We start from the raw sequence: 19,113 nt of genomic DNA, 5'->3' as shown, positions 1-19,113 counted from the left end.
TTACATTCAAATTAGCTATTCTACTGAACATTTATAAGAATATTCGCATCTATCGGATTTTGTCGAATCAGGCGATTTACCTAGTAAATCACATTCAGGGACTTTCTTGCTATCTAAAATCACAAAAAAGCATCCCCCTGTATAAACTGAGAGATGCTTTTACTCGTCATTACTTTATTTTCGTTACTTGTGAGGCTTTTACCCAGCCTGTTTTTGTGCCAAGCTGTCCAACATACCATGTGTCGTTGCCAATAATGGCTGTTGATGTTGGCTTGAATGTATCACCTGCGAAGGGCTTCATCGTTGTGTACAGGATATTGCGTGATTTTCCGTTTGGTCGTGTATAGCCCTTCCCTGTCCCGTCAATTGTAAAGCTGTCCTTCGTATTGATTGTGAACTTCAGCGTTTGCTTTGTTAGGCTCTTATCTTTCACCCAGCCAATGATATCACCTGATTGGCTGCGGCGAATTTCGTAATAGGTCGTATTTTTTACAACATTCTTCTTATATATATAGAACGTTTCATTTGTATAGCTTTTACCTGCTAAAAATTTGGTACTTGATTTCCCGGCAACGCGGAAGATAGGTGTCTTCGCTGATTTTGCTTGTCCTACATAGCTAACAGCGGTTGTTTTAGTAGTCGCTGTATTGCCCGTTTGCGTGATTGAATCGGTCACACTAGCTGCAGATACCCAGACATTGCGTACGCCAACTGTACCATAGTACCAAAGCTCACCGTTTACTTCGACGGTTTCTTTCGCACGGAAGTTTGTATTTTTATAGGTGTTTAGTGAATGCCAGATGTTGCGCTCGCCACCTGCTGGGCGTGAATAGGCATTGCCTTTCCCTGTTAGTTTGAAGTTTTCCGTCACATTCGCATGTGCCTTTAATGAAGCAAGCTCAATCGCAGCAGATTTCACCCAGCCAACTGCTTCACTGCTCGCGCTTTCATTACGTGAGATGCGATAATACGTTACGCCATTGACGATTTTCTTTTGATGGACGTAGAAGTTATTTTCTGTATACAGGGTACCGGCTGTTTGTAGCTTTGCACCGCCAGCTGTTTTGTAGATCACATTTGCTGTGCTATGCAGCATCCCCATATAGCTGACATTCGTTGCTTCTGTTGTGGCACCAGCTGTATCGACCTTTTCTGATAGGCTATCCGCTGAAATCCACACATTGCGTGCGCCTACTTTTCCGTAATACCAAATCGCTGTGCCTACTTTTACCGTACGTTGCGGATAAAATTGACGGTTTTTATAGTCTTTTAATGAATGCCAAATATTCCGTTCGCCACCATCTGGACGTGAATAGGCATTGCCTTTCCCGTTCATTGGGTGTGCTTTAACGACATTTTTTTGCTCCGTCATTTTTTTTACGTTAATTGTTGAGGCCTTCACCCAGCCAATGGCACCGAATGTTGGGTTCTCATTTCGTGAAATACGGTAGTACGTCACGCCATTGACGACAGCCTTTTTATGCACATAAAAGCTGTTTTTTGAATACAATGTATCGACTGTATCGAATTTATTGCCGGCAGGCGCGTCGTAAATAGCCGTTTTTGGATTATCAATTTGTCCCATGTAGGTAATCGCTGTCGTTTTTGTCGCTGCCTGCGCCACCTGCACGTCTTTCGTTCCGTTTATTGTCATTGGTGCTGTCATGATTGTTGTAGCCATCCCCATGGCCGCTACTATCTTCCAAGATTTTTTCATCTTCTCTTTACCACCTTTATTTTTTTCTCTCTGCGTTTTAATATATCATTTTGATACTTATTTTAGTCCTACATTTCATAGATGATTAGAACCGTTTTTGATATCAATATATACTTTAGCTCTACCCTACATCACATATATCGGACAATATAAAAGGTCTTAGGAACTAATTTATTTTGCTGTTATTGCATATCTTTAGACCTTTACAGCGAGATTTACCATTTTTAGGTATTTACTAATACAGTGTATATCTATACTTAATTTTACTTTTAAGTTTATATATTCTCGTTTTTTAAGTCTTATGATATAGAAATAAAAAAAGAGATGTACGATTGCTCGTACATCTCTTTTAAGCATTTTTTTAGAAAAGGCGTAGCTCTACTTCCTTCACCCAGCCAACTTTCGTAGAATTAGGCATTTGTACACTGATATAACTCGCACCAGATGTATCCTTTGATTTAATAGCGTTGCCATTTTCATCTAAAATCACATTGATATGTGCATTTTTACTTAATATACCAATTGACAGCGCTGCTGGCGTGCCCGCTTCGCTCCAAATAACGGTATTGTCCTTCACCGCCGATGCAATGCTCGGAATCGATAGATTTGCTGACTGCACCCACGCCTGCATGCCGTTATAATCAATGCGGAACCAGCGCGATGCATTCGTATCACGCACATCCTCGTGGTACGCGACGATATTCAGCTTATCCCCTACTTTAGCGGTCGCAATTTCGCGTGTGGAATTGACATATGGCATATTATACAGCTTCGTTACTGTCGTCACAGTCGCTGTCCCATTAATCGTACGGAATGATGCGGGCTGTGGCTGATTCGCCGGAATAATATGATCATACTGTGCGGTAATGCGCGCCGGTTCATTCGTTGACGCGGCCTTTTTGTCGTAATACGTGCGGTCATAGGCCTTCATTTCATTCATTAAGCGTGCGATGCTGCCACCCCAGTTTTTATCGGTCGCGTATTTGACGTTCATGCCAGCTGGCGTTGTGCCATTATTGTAAATGGCGCCGTCTTTTAAATATTTATGATAGATTTGATCGGCATAGTATTCGACGCCGTCATTCATCGTTGGGAAGTAAATGGCGCATGTCTTCGCGCATGAGTCATAGGCTTGGTAGCCAAAGGCATTATTTTTATAATACAGAATTTCCGAGCTACCCCAGCCCGTCTCCCAAATCGCATGTGCCAGCATAAACTGCGCATTGATGCCGTATTTCTCCTGCACCGCTAAAAACGTTGGAATGGCTTTATAGAGTGCATTCGATTGAATAGCTGTCCCTTTTTTCTTTACTAAATAGGCTTCCATTTCAGCCTTTGTAATCGTGGATGTTTTCCGTAGGTTTTCGACGTAAAAGGGATTGGCTAAATGAGCAGAAGAAATCCATACCGTTTTGCCGCCCAGTGTACCGTTATAATAGATGACATTATTTATCGTGCGGGACGTTTTTGGAATAAACCCCTCTGTACGGTACGCATCAAGCGAGCTATAGATGACCGTCCCCTTATTACCCGCTTCACTATAAGCCTTACCCTGTCCTGTTAGAAAGAGCGAGGCTACCTCGGCAGTCGGCTCCTCCTCAAGTGTTAAGTACTTACTTGAAACCCAGCCGCTCACCTCGCCGTTATAGCTCAGTTCATAATATACGGCCCCGTCCGCTGTCACTGCCTTGCGTAGTGCCGCATAGCGCTGTGCCTTTTCTGCGGCTGACAAATTGCGTACGCTCGCAAGATTTTCAACATCCGCATAAATCGGTACGGTGCCACTAACGATACTCGCCTGTAAATTCACATTCGTATACGTTGGCTTTGCGGGCTCTGGCGCTTTTTTATCGGTCGTATTTGTCGCAGCTGTCCAGATGTCTACATCGTTGACGGTACTGCCGTAATACCACAGCTTGCCATCAACGAGTGCCGAACGCTCGACTTTAAAGTCTGTATTGGCAAGTGCCGCAAGCGTGGATAGCACCGCTTCACCTGCTCGGCTCGCACCTGGTACTGAATAGCCACGCCCTGTCCCCTTTAATGTACGGGTGTCGTTTAGGTTCTGCTCATTCGTATAGCTTGCGACTTTAACATCCGCTTCTGACACAAAACCAATATCCGCAAATTCATAGTACACCGCATCATCAATCATCGCCTTTTTGTCGATAAACTGCGTCACATTGATATCTTCCGCATCAATCGCGACGGTTTTCGTTGGCTGCTTTAATGAAGGGATGGCCTTTGCGGTACTTTTCGTAATGCTTGCGACTGCCTCAATGGCTTCCTCCACAATAACGACGGTATCTGGCTCCTCCGGTGTAGGTGGCACAGGCTTTTTCGTTGTGATATCACTCGACTTCAGCCAAACTGTATTGCCGCCAAGTTTTGTTGTATACCAGTTTTTCGTACCAACTTTCACCTTTGAGGTTGGCTTAAATGCTGTGTCCTTATAAGCTGCTAGTGATTTGTACAGCACATTACGCGAGGCGCCGGCTGGTCGTGTATAGCCCTTACCTGTCCCCTTTATATAGAAGGTTTTCGTACTATTTGGCATGATTTTAAGCGTTTGTAGCTTCAGGCTCTTTTCCTTCACCCAGCCAATTGCCTCGCCGTCTTTTTTACGTGTAATTTCAAAATAGGCAATATCATTGATGACCTTTTTTTGATACACGTAAAATGTTTCATTCGTATAGGCCGTACCCGCAAGCATCAAGGATTTTTTGTCGCCCGCTTCTTTATAAATCGGTGTCTTCGCTGATTTCGCATTGGCCACATAGCTCACTGCCTCTGCCTTCACAGCCGGCTTGTCCTCTGGCTTCGATGCTTCGACAGTCCCCACACTCGCTGCTTTAATCCATACTGTATATGTATCGACCTTACCTAAATACCATATTTCATTGCCCACTTTTGCGGTAGACTGTGGCGTAAAGGTTTTATTTTTATAGGCACTTAAATTTTTGAACATCATATTACGTGCCTGGCCACCTGGTCGCGTATAGGCGATGCCTGTGCCATTTAATGTCTTTGCGGTGGCATCATTTTTCATATAGCTAAATGCAGCTAGTTTCAAGCTCTTCTCTTTCACCCAGCCAATCGCTGTCGCCGCATCCGATGCACTGCGGGTAATTTGATAATACGTCGTGCCCGCTACAACCGTTTTTGTGCGCACATAAAACATTTCATTCGTATATTCCGTCCCTGCAAGCGTCTTTACCTTTTTGTCGCCAGCCTTGTCATAGATTGGTGTCTTCGCAGATTTCGCCTGCGCGATAAAGCTCACCTTCGTCGTTGTAGCCTGCTCTGTCGCTGCCTGTGCCAGTAAAGGCGATGTTAGCGGGCTTGTCATCAGTGTTGCCGCAAGACAGGTTGCCGCAGCCGGTTTTAAATAATTTCTCATCAAACTTCCACCTTCCATTTACTTATCTACTTTCACTATACCATGCTAAATGATTTATTTGTGTACCAATATTAGTTAAATCATTGGAATTGTTTACACATTTTCACGTTGCGCTACAAAATGAAAACGCCAAAAGTGGGGTTTGGACACAGCGCTTATTTGATAATATGTGCCATTTAACAACTCTATGCGAAAAACTGGCACTTATCGCCAAAATTGCAGGATATATACGATGAAACGAACTACAAGCCCTCCCAAAAAACGCAATTTCGGGTAGTTTTTCGGTCTCTGAGGGGCGATTTTGCACAAAAAAACGTGCTAATCGCACGTTTTTTGTCTCGCATTAATACGTTTTAATATAGTTTGATTTCACCCACACCGCTTTTTTCGGTGCTGAAGTTAAGTACACTTTATACCATTTCGCCTTGGCACTATCCATTTTTGTGACCTTTTTATTGTCCTTTAGCACAAATTGAATCGGTGAATAGGCGAGTGCATTCGAGACGGTCGAATAGTTTGAGCCAGCATTTGAATGCGCGGTCGTCGTTTCGGTAATAAAGCCAAGTGTTTTCGTTGTGAGATGATCACTGCGCACCCAGCCTTGTGTCCCGTCATAGTCAATACGGTACCAGCGCGCCATTTTCGTCGTGCTAATCGCTACATCGCGCACATCACTATGATAGGCTGTGAGCTTAATTTTCTTTTTCGCCGCATACGTGCCAAGTGTACGCGCGTACGTGTATGGCAGCGCATAGACAGTTGTCATTTCCTTCGTTGTCGCGGTCATATTCGGTGGCATCGCTTTAAAATGAACAGGCTGCTCCTTTTTCTCAGGTATAATATGCGCATAGTTTTTCGGCGCTGCAAGGGTCATCGCCACCGCTTTTTTCTTTTTATATTCAGTAGCATTATACGGTTTCATTTGCTCCATAAGATTGGCGATTTTTTGAGCCCAGGCGCGGTCTGAGGCATAGCGTACATTCATCGCGAGCGCAGACGGACCGTTATAATAAAGGCCATTTTCCGCTAAATAATTCGTATGGATTTTATAGGCGTAATAATCTAAGCCCTTTGTGCCGCTTGGAAAATACATCGCGCACGTCACCGGGCATGAATCATACGCCTGGTAACCAAAGAAGTTATTTTTATATTGTGCAATGACCGAGCTTCCCCAGCCCGTTTCTAAAATGGCATGCGCAAACATAAACTGCGCGTTAATGCCGGTATCCTTTTGTGCCTCAATAAAAGATGGTGCCAGCTTATATAAAATATTGTCTGGCGTCTTGCCCTTCGTCAGTAAAAAGGCGCGCATCTCCTTCACTGAAATGGAGGATGCCTTATGTAAATTCATCGCGGCATAGCCGTACATCGTCACCGAATCTTCTGGGAACCAGACGTATTTACCGCCCATTTTTCCTTTATACCAATTTTCGGTGCCAATGGTCTCGTACTGGACCATCGTGATTTTTTTGGCGACATATTGTGACAAATCGTAGACTACCTCTGTGTCACGCGCGAGTGGCATGGCGTATGCCTTCTGTAGGCCAATAATGTATTTGACGTCCTTTTTCGCCGAAATAGTTTTTCGGTTATACAGCTTTAGATTGTTTTTTTTAACCCAACCAATCGTTTTAGAACCCTGCTCGATACGATAAAATGTACCGTCCACGCGGCGCACATAATACGAGTGGTTTGCGCGACTCCCCGCCTTTGATTTTGATGCCTTCGCATCTGCTTTTTTGTAAATATACACCTTGCTGCTCGTCAGCTGTGCAATTTGATTTGTTTTTTTCTCGGTGGCATCGGCCGGCATTTCTAAAAATAAAAAGCAGCCGATCATCATACTAAGTGCGAGCAACCATGTTTTCATATTCCTATACCTTCTTTCATTCATTCACTACCCTACATATCGTCCAGTTCTTGAGGTTTTCTAGTTGTAAAAGTTCCCAGCTATCAGGCACAATAGGAGAAAAGGGAGGAATTATCATGAAAACTGAACAACAATATTTTGACGAAGCACTACCAATGCACGACTATATTGCACAAATGGACGTACCTTTTTTAAAGGAAGGCACTGAAAAAATTTATAACCAGTTCGACGTACCGAATGACGGCTTTGCGGAGCGTTTAGCAGGTCATAAAATTTTAGCAATCACTGAAAACTGGTGCGGCGATGCGATGCTAAACAACCCGATCATGCTAAAAATTGCGGAGGCCGCTGGTATCGAAATGCGCGCCGCTTTCCGTGATGCAGATACCGATTTAATCGACAACTATTTAACAAATGGTGGCCGTGCGATTCCGATTTATTTAGTATTAAATGAAGCTGGCGAGGTTGTCGCAAAATGGGGTCCTCGTGCACCAGAGCTTCAATTATTAGTCGTGAATGGTCGCGCTGAGCTTCCGCCAAAAGAAGATGAAGGCTATGCAGCAGCTGAAAAAGCACTATATGGTGGTCTTCAACAAAAATACATCGCCGAATCACAATGCTGGTCATGGGTGTATGAAGATATTAAACGCGTCGTAACCGCGGCATTATAGGCGAAAAACTTAACCATCTGGAACAATATAAGAACAAAAGGACACTTTCACGAAGAAAAATCGTTGGAAGTGTTTTTTTATGCGCGAAAAAAGCGTATTCGACGAGAGATAATTTTGTCGCACAAGACCAAGGTGCATCTAAACAGACAGTAGATGAAGAAATTGTAGATGAGTATGAGCAAGCAGACAAAGAAAAAGACGCTATCATGGGCATGTCCGGTAAAGACACGCCCGCTGATAACGCCCGTATGAACTATCACATTTGATAAAGGTAACGGCATGGTGTATACAAAAAAGATCGTAAATAAGAATTTGACGGCGACTCCTAGAGGGGGGGTCCCCCTAGCATGAGTGGAAGACCCCGCAGTGAGCTTGCGAGCGAGGCGGCTTCCGCCATGCCCCAGGAAAGCGTCCGTCAAATTCAGCTGAAAGATATTGTCTTTTTCTTTGTCTCACTTTCGTAGGTCAGTTCCCTATGCACAATTCCTTTTTTATTAAATTAACGGCGCTTTTGGTGTATATGCCTCGATATGATCAAGTAGCGCAAGCCAGTTTTTGCTGTAAAGCTCGGCTGTGTAGCGCGCTTCGGCCTGCTGTTTCGCTGCCGCGCCCATTTTCTTCGCTTTGTCCTCATCGAGCATGTCAATCATGGCCTCTGCAAGTGCCTCGACATTATGCGCGTCAACAAGCAAGCCAGTTTCACCGTCTGTAATGGCTTCGGCTGCACCAAAGGCCACATTGTAGGCAATGACTGGTGTGCCGTTAGCGAATGCTTCGCCAATGCTCGATGACTGACCATCGGATTCTGACACAATCACATTAGCAACAGCACCAGCTAGCACCTCATCAATATTTAATTGATAGCCGTGCACAGTGACGGCGTCTTTTAGCTTCAGCTTCGCGATTTGTTTATTCATCGCTTCTTTACGCTGCTTCGTTAGCTTGCCGTAAAGCGCTAATTTCGCCTCTGGGTCCTTGTCGACTACAAGCTTAAAGGCATCGATTAATTCACTCGTTGCATGTCCTGCATCATAGGATGACACGGAGACGAATTTTTTCATATCACGCACGACATCCGGCTCCGTTGACTCAAAGTAATCCGGCATGACGAACACATTCTCGCGGTCGCCAATCGTTTGCTCTAGGTGGCGGCGCTGTGCTTCTGTCGTCACGACGATTGGATAACCCTTTGGCATCACCTGCAGTAAAATGGCGGCATCCTTCTCCATTACAAGTGGCTCGAAGCTTTCGACATGACTTGTATGACGCATATAAATACGGCTGGCATTGTCATGTTCAAGATTGCTCACGCGCTCGACTGTTGAAGGTTGCTCTGCAATAATGATTGGCTTCACTGCTTCTAGGTTTACTAATTCATCGATCCACGCAGTTTGTAGCTGCTTCATCGACGGGAAGACCATCGCCTTTGAATAGCTCGGGTCAAATAGGAAAACGGACTGCTGACGGTCTGTTTCATTGTTGTACCAAATCGTTAAATAGCAAAAGCCGCTATGTGTAAAGTAGCGCTCTTGATTTCGTTTATTATTCGCCGGGTGATACAGTGTTTCGCGGGCTAAATAGCCATCCGGGTGAAACTCGCGGCGGCTTGTACGCACGCGGTTGTCATCGAACTCATCGACGATCATGAGCTGACCATTTTTGTCCCAGCGCTTATATTTCGTATAGACGCCGTTGACGAAGTAGCGCGCCGTATCGCCATCATCCTCTACCCAGTATCCCTCTTCAAACTTCGTAATGCTGTTTTCGTAATAGGCTTTTTGTGCGGCAGACATTGATTTTTCGTTAAATTTTTCAGCGTAATAATCATAGACATTCAGCACGGGCACTGCGTCTGGAATAAAGCCGAATGCCTTTAATTCACGCGTGATTTGTGGATAATCAAATGAAAAATCCATCGTTAAAATGACCGGCTGGTAGCCATGCTTTAAAAATTGCTTTGCTTGTTTAAAAACCGAGCGATTCATGCCCGATGGTTTGATTGATAAGTTCCACATCGTTAGGAAAATGGTTTTTCGCATTGTTCGTTCCCCCCAATTAAAAAGAGGCAGCCAGTAATTGGCTAGCCCCTTGTTTAGTCATGCTTTCGTCCTGCGGCAAGGCTATCACGAAAGGCCTTCTGTTCTGTTTCAGATAACTTATTATATTTACGTATGAAGGCGCGGTAGTTTTTCATGACCGTATTGGTTGGTCCAAACTCGCGTAAATGACCGCCTTCAATCCAAGCGATTTTCGTACAGAAGTTCTCGACTTGTTTTGTATTATGGCTGACGAAGAAAATCGTCTTGCCACGTTTTTTATATTCCATCATTTTAGCTAATGATTTGTCTGTAAAGGTTTGGTCCCCAACCGATAATGCCTCGTCAATGACGATAACATCTGGGTCTGCTGTGACACTAATCGCGAAGCCTAGTTTTGCCTTCATCCCGCTTGAGTATTGCTTTACAGGCTGATTAATAAAATCGCCTAGCTCTGAAAACTCAATGATTGCTGGCATAACTTCCTCGATTTTTTCTTTACTATAGCCCATCAATAAACATTTAAACTCGATATTTTCTTTACCTGTTAAATTATTTGATAGACCAGACTTAATGGCGATGACACTTACTTCCCCTTCAACGATGACTTCGCCTGAAGAGGCAGGTGTGAGGCCGCCGATAATATTTGATAGCGTCGATTTACCGGAGCCGTTAATGCCGACAAGCCCGACGATATCGCCTTCTTCTACTGAAAACGTAATGCCTTCAATCGCATCGAACTTACGCCCTTTCTTCTTTTTAAATGGAAGAAGTAGGTCGGTGAGTTGCTCGGATTTCGATTCATACATTGAATACGTTTTCGTCACATTTTTTAAAATAACTGTTTTTGCCACCGTAAATCCTCCTAAATGAAGTCAGAGAAGCGTGTTCTGAACTTGAAGTGTGCTTTCGCGCCTAAGAATAGGAACACGAAAATAAGTGCTAAATTATAAAGTGTTAGCTCCCAGTGCGTAATGATGTACCATTCGCCGTTTAATAACGCGGCGCGGTAGCCATTTGCTAGGAAGTAAAACGGATTCAGCTGTAAGATGTTCGCTAGCCAGTCAGGGAATTTGTCTGAACGGTCCCATAAAATTGGCGAGATAAAGAACATCGCTTGTAGTAATGATTGGATTAGCATTTGTAAATCACGCACAACGACGGTTAATGTCGACGTTAAAAGCGTAATCGAAAAGGCTAATAAATAGCTTAGTGGGATAAAGAATAGAAGCTGTATATAATAGATAGTTGGTAAGTAACCACTAAACCAGAAAACAATCATAATAATTCCAACGAGCGCTAGATGACTGTAAAATTTGCTTGTAATAATGTAGCTAGGGATGGCTGATAGTGGGAAGTTCATCTTGGCGACGGTATTATACTTCTGGTAAATCGACTTTGAGCCGTCTAAAATGGCCTTGTTGATAAAGAACCAGAATGAAATACCGGCGAGCATCCAAAGGACGTATGGCATACCATCAATTGGCTCATTACGGTTCATTGCATAACCGAATACAAACCAGTACATCACCATTTGGATTGCTGGATTTAATACTTCCCAGACAACGCCTAAATAATTGTTGTTGTTATCGATTCGCATTTGGAACTTTGCCAAACGCTGAATCAAGTAAAAGGAGCTGATTTGCTCTTTTACGATTTTGATTAAATCTTTCATGTAGTGTTCCTCAATTCCACGAAATTAGGTTAATAATCCACATCATAGTATAACATAGAACATTCGCTGAAACTTGCGAAAAAAGAGAATTTTGTCGAAATCTCTCTACCTTTTGACGGGTTGTAAACCGTGTCATTTTCACTGTAAATTTCTTGTTTTGAAGCCTTATTTCCTTTTTCTGCTTCTTTGTTAGTGAAAAGCTCTTGTTCAATCGAGCTCAATTTTGCGCTATAATAGGCGTTAGGGTTTTCAATTCTATCTAGAAAACAGGTGACTGTATGAGAAAAGAATGGATCATTACCCTCTTTTTAATCGTCAATAAAATCTTTTTTAACACATTTAAGCTGTCTAAAAAAACAAATAACATCGTTTTTTTATGTGATTTCGGTGACAATGCCGAATATGTCACGAAAGAACTTGGTCGACGAGGCTATCAGGATGTTGTCGTTTTAAAAACCGGCAAATGTAAAACGTCTTTTAAAGACGCTGGTGTAGGCGAAATTGTTTCATTTAAGCCGACAAAACCTTTTGAGTATTTGCGCGGCTTGAAACGACTCGCTACGGCACGTACTGTCCTAATCGACAACTATGCCGCCATTCTTAGCGTCTGTCATTTTAACGACGAAGTGGAAGTCATTCAGCTCTGGCACGCGGCTGGTGCCGTAAAGAAATTTGGGATGGCCGACCCAAGCTTGACTTATCGCACACCAAGAGCAATAAAGCGTATTGCAAAGGTGTATGAGGAAATGGATAAGATTGTCGTTGGCTCACCGTTTATGGCTCAAATTTTTGCGAGAGCATTCCAAAAAGAGAGCAATGCGTTTTTACACACAGGTATTCCACGTACTGATTTCTTCTTTGATGAGAAAGCAAAGAACGAGACAATGGATAAGGTGTACGACACGTATCCAGAGTTGCGCGGTAAGAAGGTCGTCCTGTACGCACCGACTTTCCGTGACAATGAATTATCACAGCAACAAATCCCACTCGATTTCGTCAAAATTGCATCACAGCTTGGCGATGACTATCGATTAGTGATTAAATTGCATCCAGCGGTCGTGCATGATTTAAATGCCTTCCGTCATCCATATATTATCAATGTAGCAAACAAATTATCCGTAAACGATTTGCTGCTTGTCACCGATTACTTGGTGAGTGATTATTCATCGATTCCGTACGAATTTGCACTTCTTGGCAAGCCACAAATTTTTTACCCATATGATTTAGAACAGTACCAAATGAGCCGCGGTTTTTGGGATTCCTATGACCAGGTTGTGCCAGGTCCTGTCGTTGATAGCGACGAGGAGCTTGTGCACACACTGATGCATATGGACTTTGATTTACCACAGGTTGAGCAATTTGCTGCAAAGTGGAATTGCTACTCAGACGGTCATACCGCACAAAAGCTTGTAGACTACTTACTGAAATAGGAGTGATTTGTAAATGAAGACCGTTCTTACATACGGAACATTCGATTTACTGCATGTCGGACATATAAATCTTTTGCGTCGTGCGAAAGCCCTCGGTGACAAGCTAATTGTTGCCATTTCCACAGATGAGTTTAATGCGATGAAGCATAAGCAAGCGTATTACCCGTTTGAGCAACGCAAACAGATTTTAGAGGCCATCCGTTACGTGGACCTCGTGATTCCAGAAGAAAACTGGGAGCAAAAAATATCAGACGTTCAAAAATACGACGTCGATACGTTCGTCATGGGTCATGACTGGGAGGGTGAATTTGACTTCTTAAAAGAATACTGTGAAGTCATCTACCTTCCGCGCACAGATGGTATTTCTACAACGAAAGTGAAATCAGATTTAAGCGAGCATTAAATTAAAAAGAGGAAAAAAGCACTCAACAGGCTGTTGAGTGCTTTTTTGTATGCCTTATTAAGCTTTTGTTGCGCTATGGCGTTTTTTAAATACTAATAGGAAGTACATAAATGTAATCGCATAAGCTACGATTGCTACGACAACAAGTACCGCGATATTTTTCCAGAAGAACGGCATATCGCCTGTTGAAATAGCTGCTTTAAATCCTTGAATTGAATACGTCATTGGCATGAATGTATTTAATTTTTGGAAGAAGCTTGGTAGCATTTCAAGTGGGAATGTACCCGCACTTGATGTTAATTGCATCACCATAAACACAAGCATAATGTAACGACCGACATCATTGAAGATCGATACGAGCATTTGTACAAGTCCAATGAATGTGTAGCTTGCGACAAGCGCCATGAGATAGACCGCAAAGAGATTTTCTGTATGGAGGCCAAGGAATAATTTCACGACTGTTACGATGATGATTGCTTGGAAGAAGCCCATCACAAGTAATACAGACGTTTTACTCCAGTACCACGCACTTGCGCTTGTTGGCTGTACGGCAGGATGTGTCACATTGAAAATAACCGTAATAACAAGTGCCCCAACGAGAAGACCCATTGAGATAAAGTATGGTGCAAAGCCTGTACCGTAGTTTTCTACCGCATTTTGCTCTTTCTTATCAAGCTCGACTGGCTCTGCTTCCATATTGTATGTTTTTTCATCTGCATCGACATCTGCCTCGTCTTTGGCATCTGCAAGTTTTGTTTGAAGCTCTTTCGAACCGTCTGTTAAGTCATTTTGACCGTTTAGTAATTTAGTAGAACCATCAGCAAGTTCCGTAGAACCGTCTGCTAAGTCGCCTGTACCTTTGTGTAAATCACCGAGACCTGTTTTCAGTGAATTGGAACCTTCATCTAATTGACCAAGACCAGATACAAGTGAGCCAGAGCCATCTGCTAATTGTGTCATACCAGATTGTAGGTTACCTGCACCTGTTTGTAATTGACCTAAACCACCATTTAAGTCATTAGCACCTGTTATAAGCTGACCTAAGCCAGTTGTTAAATCAGTTGAACCTGTTTGGAGTTGACCTAAACCATTGTTTAAGTCGCCCGCTCCTGTTGCCAGTGTACCGAGACCATTGTTAAGGTCGGTCGCGCCAGTTTGAAGCTTTCCAAGGCCACCGTTTAAATCAGTCGCACCTGTTGCCAGTGTGCCGAGACCTTTATTAAGATCTGTCGCACCTGTTTGAAGTTGACCAAGTCCGCTATTTAAATCGGTCGCGCCTGTTGCCAGTGTACCGAGACCTTTATTTAAATCAGTTGCACCTGTTGAAAGTTTTCCAAGTCCACTATTTAAATCGGTCGCGCCTGTTGCCACTGCTGAAGCGCCGTCACTTAATTCACTTGCGCCCTGCTGTAATTCAGGCACTTTACTGTTTAATTCAGTGGCACCGCTTGCTAATTGTTTCGCGCTATCATTTAATTCATTAGCGCCGGCAATTGAGCTATCCCAGCCGTCTGCAAGTTTCGTTGTTCCTGCTGCTAATTCATCTGAGCCTGCTGCTAATTGATTCACAGCGCCTTTAATTCCGACTGTTTGCTCTGTACCATTTAAACCTTCCGCAACGGCTTTTGATAATGCTTTCGCATTTTCAGTTACGTCCGCTTTTGATGGTAGATTGCTCGCTGTATCAGAAATTGTTTTTTGAGCATCGGCTGTTGAGTTCGCTGCAGTCGCTGCTTTTGCTGTGGCATCCTTTGTCGCATTTGCCGCTTCAAGTAATGCCGCTTTTTGACTTTCGTCTATTTCTAAGGCATTAATTTGATCAACTAATGCTTGTGCACTTGCATCCGCACTGGCTGCTGTTTGTGCGCCATCTGCTGTGACCGCATTTGCTTTTTCGACTGCATCTTTCAGTGGTGCTGTCTCATCTGTTGATGTTGGAACAGCATCTAATGCTATCGCTAATTGGTTAGCCGCATCTGCAAGAGATGAGATTTTTTCATTTAAAGTATTTAATCCTGTTGATAAATCAGTTGCACCTTTATTCAATTCATTGATTTGTGGTTGCTGTTCGGTAAGTGATGTGACAAGCTTACCTGTCCCTTCTTTTTGAAGCTTTGTCGCACCATCGGCTAATTGCTGTGTGCCATCTTGGAACTGACCCGCACCATCGGCTAAGTCACTAGCACCACTTGCTACTTTTTTTGCACCATCCGCTACTTTTTCAGAACCTGTTGTCGCTGATTTTGCACCGTCTTCAAGTTTTTTAGAGCCTGATTTTGCAGATGTTGCACCGTCTGCTAGTTGTTGTGAACCATCTTTCGCAGAGTTAATCCCGTCTTTCAATTGTGTAGACCCTGATTTTGCAGATTTCGCACCGTCTGCTAGCTGTTGTGAACCATCTTTCGCTGAACCGATGCCGTCTTTCAACTGCTTCGAACCGTCCTTCGCGGAAGTAGCACCGTCTGCTAGCTGTTGTGAACCGTCTTTCGCTGACGTAATTCCTGTATTTAATTGCTCAGAGCCTGATTTTGCAGATGTTGCACCATCTGCTAATTGTTGTGAGCCATCCTTCGCTGACGTAATCCCTGTTGCTAATTGATTGGAGCCATCTTTCGCAGAGCCAATCCCTGTATCAAGTTGAAGTGCACCGTCTTTTGCTGAAACGATCCCGCTATGTAGCTCTGTAGCACCTGATTCCGCATCTGCAGCACCTGTATTCAGTTGGATCGAGCCATCCTTCACTTGAAGAATACCGTCTTGTAAATCCGTTGTCCCATCGGCTAATTTTTTAGAGCCATTTTTTAATTTTTTCGCACCTTTTGAAGCGTCACCGTAGCCATCGCTCATTTTTTTAATATTATCGAATAATTGCTCTGAGTACGTTTCGGCTACTTTTGTATTCACTTTCGTACGAATTTTTTCCATCGCTGAATTAGTAACTTGCGATGCCAAGAAGTTTAAGCCTTGGTTTTGTTTATATTTCAGTGTCATTTTCTCAGGGTCTTTATCTAATAAAGTTCCTGCATTTTCACTGAAGTTTTCTGGGATTTCAATCGACATATAATACTTTCGATCATCTAACCCTTTTTGCGCTTGTTCCTCTGTTACCTCATGGAAATCTAAACTTTTATCTTTCAGCAATTCATCGACTAAGTCATCACCGACTGTTAATTCTTTGCCTTCTACCTTTGCCCCAACGTCTTGATTGACGATAGCAACAGGTACTTTATCTAATTTGCCATACGGGTCCCAAAAAGACCATAGGAACATGCCTGCGTAAATGATTGGAACAAATAAAATGGCTGCTAATGAAATCATGAGCATTTTATTTGAAAAAATCTGCTTCCATTCTTCTTTAAACATGCATGTGACCCTCCTTTATTTTATATTCCGAAATACCAACTGACCAATTCCTTCAATTAGTCATTTTTGAGCAAAAAAATACGATTAGGGTGTAAGCCCTCTAAAAATCGTACCTTGGAAAAGATCAATGATTTGCTCTTCTGTCAGCTCGTTTTCATGATAATCTGACCATTCAACGGCAACTGCAAGATAAGCTTTCAGCAACAAGTACGCCACTAATCGCGTATCATTTGCGACCATTTCACCTTTTGACACCGCATACTCGATTCGCTCCTCTAAGAACGATAGCAGCGCATCCTCAATCTTCGTCATCATCGTATGAACTTCTGGTGTATTCATTGATTTTTCTTCTTCAATTAATTTGGCATAAAGCTTATGCATCTCACGAAATTCTAAAATTTTCATTAACACATGATGTGCATTTTTCGTAAATGGTAGGTCATGATCAATAACCGCTTCTACCTCTCGCTTCATCTCTGCAACCATTTGAAGCGCAATATGTTCGAATAATACGTCCTTGTTTTTGAAGAACGTATAAATCGTGCCCTTACCGACCTTTGCAAGTTTTGCGATTTGGTCCATTGTCGTTGCTTTATAGCCAAATAAAGTGAATGACTGACGTGCTGCTTCGATAATTTCTGTACGGCGATCCATGTCACTCAACTCTCTCTCTCGTATTTTCTCTAAAACTGACCAGAAACCTAATCCGGTCATCTAGTCATTCATTCTATCACCTTTCTAAAAAAATTCAACCGTTTTGCGTAAAAGAATGATGGATTGATTTCTAACAAACGAAAAAAAAGCGCCGGGATATGCGCTTTCTTTCGAAAAAAGTGAATGGGTTAAGGTAGAAGAAGCTGGTGAAACTTCTTCTATATTTAATCTATCATCTGACGAGCTTGTACTCAATAACATGCGCCAACACAAAAAAATGGCCTAAAAAAAGTGCGGAAAAATGACTTTCCCGCACTCCATCGATGCTTTTTTTCAGCTAAAGTGATTATTTTGCTGCTAGTTCTGAAAACAAGGCATCCCATTTTTTATACTGATCCGCAAAATGATAGTGATTTTTGACAAGTTCATACCCTGCCTCACCCATCGCTTTTGCACGCGCTGGGTCTTTAAATAATTCAATCATCGCATCCGATAAGGCTTCCTTGTCGCCATCCGGTACAACCGATGCGAGCTTCGGATTATCGTACATTTCTTCTACTAAGTAGTTAATGTCAAATGCGACAACCGCTGTTTTATTTGCGTACGCCTCTAGCGCGACAAGTGATTGTCCCTCATAAAGCGACGTAATAATCGTAAATTGCGACTCTGCAAACACATCATCCGCATTGGTCGTATAGCCTTTGAAGAACACATGATTCGTTAATTTTAATTTACGAACCAGCTTGCGTAGCTCAGGCTCTTCATCACCTGTACCATAAATATTCAAAATCGCATCCGGCTCTTCTCGCACAACTAATTTAAATGCACGAATCGCTAAATGGATACGTTTTTCAGGTGCTAGTCGACTAACAATCGACGCAACAAATGGCTTCTTCTCTACTACATTTTGGCGTACATTCATCGCATGTGAAATGACATGATAATCAAAGTTATCGCCAAAATCCGCTTCTAAATCGGCTTTTTGATGCTCCGTTAACACGACAACCGGTACATGCGCTTCTTTATTCGCAAATAAACGCTTATGATTGTCCTTCAGCTCGCTCCCCTGCGTAAATGGCTCTTCATACACCGTTGTATGAATGGCGTAAATCCGATGCGCAAGTGATGGCGACATCTTTTGAAGCTTCGTCGCAGAACCAGGACCATCACAAATAAAGTATGGCTTCGTATCCTCAGCCCTTGCAAGCTCTTCTAAGAAATATGTGTGAAACTCCGTATTATTTTCAAATGACACAACTTCTTTTTTATCGGTGCCAAACAGCACAATACGCTGCTGCTTGCCTGTGCCTGAATTAAACCAGCGCGCTAAGTAGCAATGACCATCCGGCGTATAATGTAAAATCTGATTGAGCCCCCCGTTTTTCGGGTGGTACGTCGATTTACGAATCAAATAGCCCTCAGGATGGTACTCCTCGGTATAAGCGATGACACGCGTATTTGAATAATAGTAATCAATGCTTGCAAGTTGTCCGTTCGTATCCCACTTTTTATGCTTTACGAACTGGCCATTTAAAAAGTACAGCGTCGCCTGCTCATCATCCTGTATTTTATAGCCTTTTTCTTCACGCTTATGAAGCTGCTCGTAATGCTCGCGGTCCTCGTCACTGACATTTTTATCGCGCGTCATTTTCTTGCGGTAATAATCATAGACATTAATAATAGAAGCTTCGCTATCAAGTCGACCGTCGTCATGCAGCTGTTTTTCAACCTCCGCATAGCCATACTGCTTATCATCGAACGTCACGATATTACTGCGGTAGCGCTCGTTATTAAACATATGGGTACGACGGAACATGACACTATTGATGCCGCCCTTATGAACATCTACATCCCATACAACCATAAATACTGTGCGTTTTGTCATCGCTTCTCA

The 19,113-nt window shown here is 42.9% G+C and carries 12 protein-coding genes; 3 read left to right on the top strand and 9 right to left on the bottom strand.

Going from position 1 to position 19,113, the window contains the following annotated elements; all coding sequences use genetic code 11:
* Positions 1-169: 169 nt before the first annotated feature.
* The 3 genes from KTHG_RS01455 to KTHG_RS01445 form a co-directional block, all read right to left on the bottom strand.
* Positions 170-1,717, bottom strand: a complete 1,548-nt coding sequence (locus KTHG_RS01455; protein WP_020189142.1) for a GW dipeptide domain-containing protein — start codon at positions 1,715-1,717, stop codon at positions 170-172.
* A gap of 361 nt (positions 1,718-2,078) precedes the next feature.
* Positions 2,079-5,117 carry a glucosaminidase domain-containing protein gene (locus tag KTHG_RS01450; RefSeq protein WP_020189141.1) on the bottom strand — a complete coding sequence of 1,013 codons (3,039 nt, stop codon included), beginning with the start codon at positions 5,115-5,117 and terminating at the stop codon, positions 2,079-2,081.
* 343 nt (positions 5,118-5,460) lie between these two features.
* Positions 5,461-6,987, bottom strand: a complete 1,527-nt coding sequence (locus tag KTHG_RS01445; RefSeq protein WP_020189140.1) for a glucosaminidase domain-containing protein — start codon at positions 6,985-6,987, stop codon at positions 5,461-5,463.
* A 116-nt stretch (positions 6,988-7,103) separates the two neighbouring features.
* Here KTHG_RS01445 and KTHG_RS01440 point away from each other — a divergent pair, with 116 nt between their 5' ends.
* Complete coding sequence (locus tag KTHG_RS01440; RefSeq protein WP_020189139.1) at positions 7,104-7,658, top strand: thioredoxin family protein; 555 nt, start codon at positions 7,104-7,106, stop codon at positions 7,656-7,658.
* A gap of 494 nt (positions 7,659-8,152) precedes the next feature.
* On the opposite strand, the gene KTHG_RS01435 is transcribed toward KTHG_RS01440, so the two are convergent.
* From KTHG_RS01435 to KTHG_RS01425, 3 genes are read right to left on the bottom strand one after another with little or no spacing between them, the layout of a single operon-like run.
* On the bottom strand, positions 8,153-9,697 hold the full coding sequence (locus KTHG_RS01435) for a glycosyltransferase (RefSeq protein WP_020189137.1): 1,545 nt from the start codon (positions 9,695-9,697) through the stop codon (positions 8,153-8,155).
* Positions 9,698-9,750: 53 nt separating this feature from the next.
* Positions 9,751-10,548: a teichoic acids export ABC transporter ATP-binding subunit TagH gene (gene tagH / locus KTHG_RS01430; protein ID WP_020189136.1), complete on the bottom strand. Its 798-nt coding sequence runs from the start codon at positions 10,546-10,548 to the stop codon at positions 9,751-9,753.
* An 11-nt stretch (positions 10,549-10,559) separates the two neighbouring features.
* Complete coding sequence (locus KTHG_RS01425) at positions 10,560-11,369, bottom strand: ABC transporter permease (RefSeq protein WP_020189135.1); 810 nt, start codon at positions 11,367-11,369, stop codon at positions 10,560-10,562.
* A 278-nt stretch (positions 11,370-11,647) separates the two neighbouring features.
* Here KTHG_RS01425 and KTHG_RS01420 point away from each other — a divergent pair, with 278 nt between their 5' ends.
* A complete protein-coding gene (locus tag KTHG_RS01420) occupies positions 11,648-12,799 on the top strand; it encodes a CDP-glycerol--glycerophosphate glycerophosphotransferase (protein WP_020189134.1) in 1,152 nt (383 codons plus the stop codon).
* Positions 12,800-12,812: 13 nt separating this feature from the next.
* The gene (gene tagD, locus KTHG_RS01415) at positions 12,813-13,202 is read left to right on the top strand and encodes a glycerol-3-phosphate cytidylyltransferase (RefSeq protein ID WP_020189133.1); all 390 of its coding nucleotides are present in this window, start codon (positions 12,813-12,815) and stop codon (positions 13,200-13,202) included.
* Positions 13,203-13,259: 57 nt separating this feature from the next.
* Here the strand turns inward: tagD and KTHG_RS01410 are convergent, their stop codons facing one another.
* The 3 genes from KTHG_RS01410 to KTHG_RS01400 all read right to left on the bottom strand — a co-directional run bounded on the left by KTHG_RS01410 (position 13,260) and on the right by KTHG_RS01400 (position 19,104).
* The gene (locus KTHG_RS01410; RefSeq protein WP_020189132.1) at positions 13,260-16,565 is read right to left on the bottom strand and encodes a YhgE/Pip domain-containing protein; all 3,306 of its coding nucleotides are present in this window, start codon (positions 16,563-16,565) and stop codon (positions 13,260-13,262) included.
* Positions 16,566-16,649: 84 nt separating this feature from the next.
* Positions 16,650-17,219 carry a TetR/AcrR family transcriptional regulator gene (locus KTHG_RS01405; RefSeq protein WP_020189131.1) on the bottom strand — a complete coding sequence of 190 codons (570 nt, stop codon included), beginning with the start codon at positions 17,217-17,219 and terminating at the stop codon, positions 16,650-16,652.
* A 346-nt stretch (positions 17,220-17,565) separates the two neighbouring features.
* Complete coding sequence (locus KTHG_RS01400) at positions 17,566-19,104, bottom strand: glycosyltransferase (protein ID WP_020189130.1); 1,539 nt, start codon at positions 19,102-19,104, stop codon at positions 17,566-17,568.
* Positions 19,105-19,113 lie beyond the last annotated feature (9 nt).

The organism is Kurthia sp. Dielmo, assembly GCF_000307285.2.
GTDB lineage: Bacteria > Bacillota > Bacilli > Bacillales_A > Planococcaceae > Kurthia > Kurthia populi.
The sequence above is the reverse complement of the archived record's forward strand: the minus strand, read 5'-3'. Positions and strand labels throughout refer to the sequence as shown.

What these genes read in the sequence shown, in the direction of transcription:
- KTHG_RS01455 (WP_020189142.1), bottom strand. Translation starts at nt 1,717, where the DNA reads ATGAAAAAATCTTGGAAGATAGTAGCGGCCATGGGGATGGCTACAACA.
- KTHG_RS01450 (WP_020189141.1), bottom strand. Translation starts at nt 5,117, where the DNA reads ATGAGAAATTATTTAAAACCGGCTGCGGCAACCTGTCTTGCGGCAACA.
- KTHG_RS01445 (WP_020189140.1), bottom strand. Translation starts at nt 6,987, where the DNA reads ATGAAAACATGGTTGCTCGCACTTAGTATGATGATCGGCTGCTTTTTA.
- KTHG_RS01440 (WP_020189139.1), top strand. Translation starts at nt 7,104, where the DNA reads ATGAAAACTGAACAACAATATTTTGACGAAGCACTACCAATGCACGAC.
- KTHG_RS01435 (WP_020189137.1), bottom strand. Translation starts at nt 9,697, where the DNA reads ATGCGAAAAACCATTTTCCTAACGATGTGGAACTTATCAATCAAACCA.
- KTHG_RS01425 (WP_020189135.1), bottom strand. Translation starts at nt 11,369, where the DNA reads ATGAAAGATTTAATCAAAATCGTAAAAGAGCAAATCAGCTCCTTTTAC.
- KTHG_RS01420 (WP_020189134.1), top strand. Translation starts at nt 11,648, where the DNA reads ATGAGAAAAGAATGGATCATTACCCTCTTTTTAATCGTCAATAAAATC.
- tagD (WP_020189133.1), top strand. Translation starts at nt 12,813, where the DNA reads ATGAAGACCGTTCTTACATACGGAACATTCGATTTACTGCATGTCGGA.
- KTHG_RS01410 (WP_020189132.1), bottom strand. Translation starts at nt 16,565, where the DNA reads ATGTTTAAAGAAGAATGGAAGCAGATTTTTTCAAATAAAATGCTCATG.
- KTHG_RS01405 (WP_020189131.1), bottom strand. Translation starts at nt 17,219, where the DNA reads ATGGATCGCCGTACAGAAATTATCGAAGCAGCACGTCAGTCATTCACT.
- KTHG_RS01400 (WP_020189130.1), bottom strand. Translation starts at nt 19,104, where the DNA reads ATGACAAAACGCACAGTATTTATGGTTGTATGGGATGTAGATGTTCAT.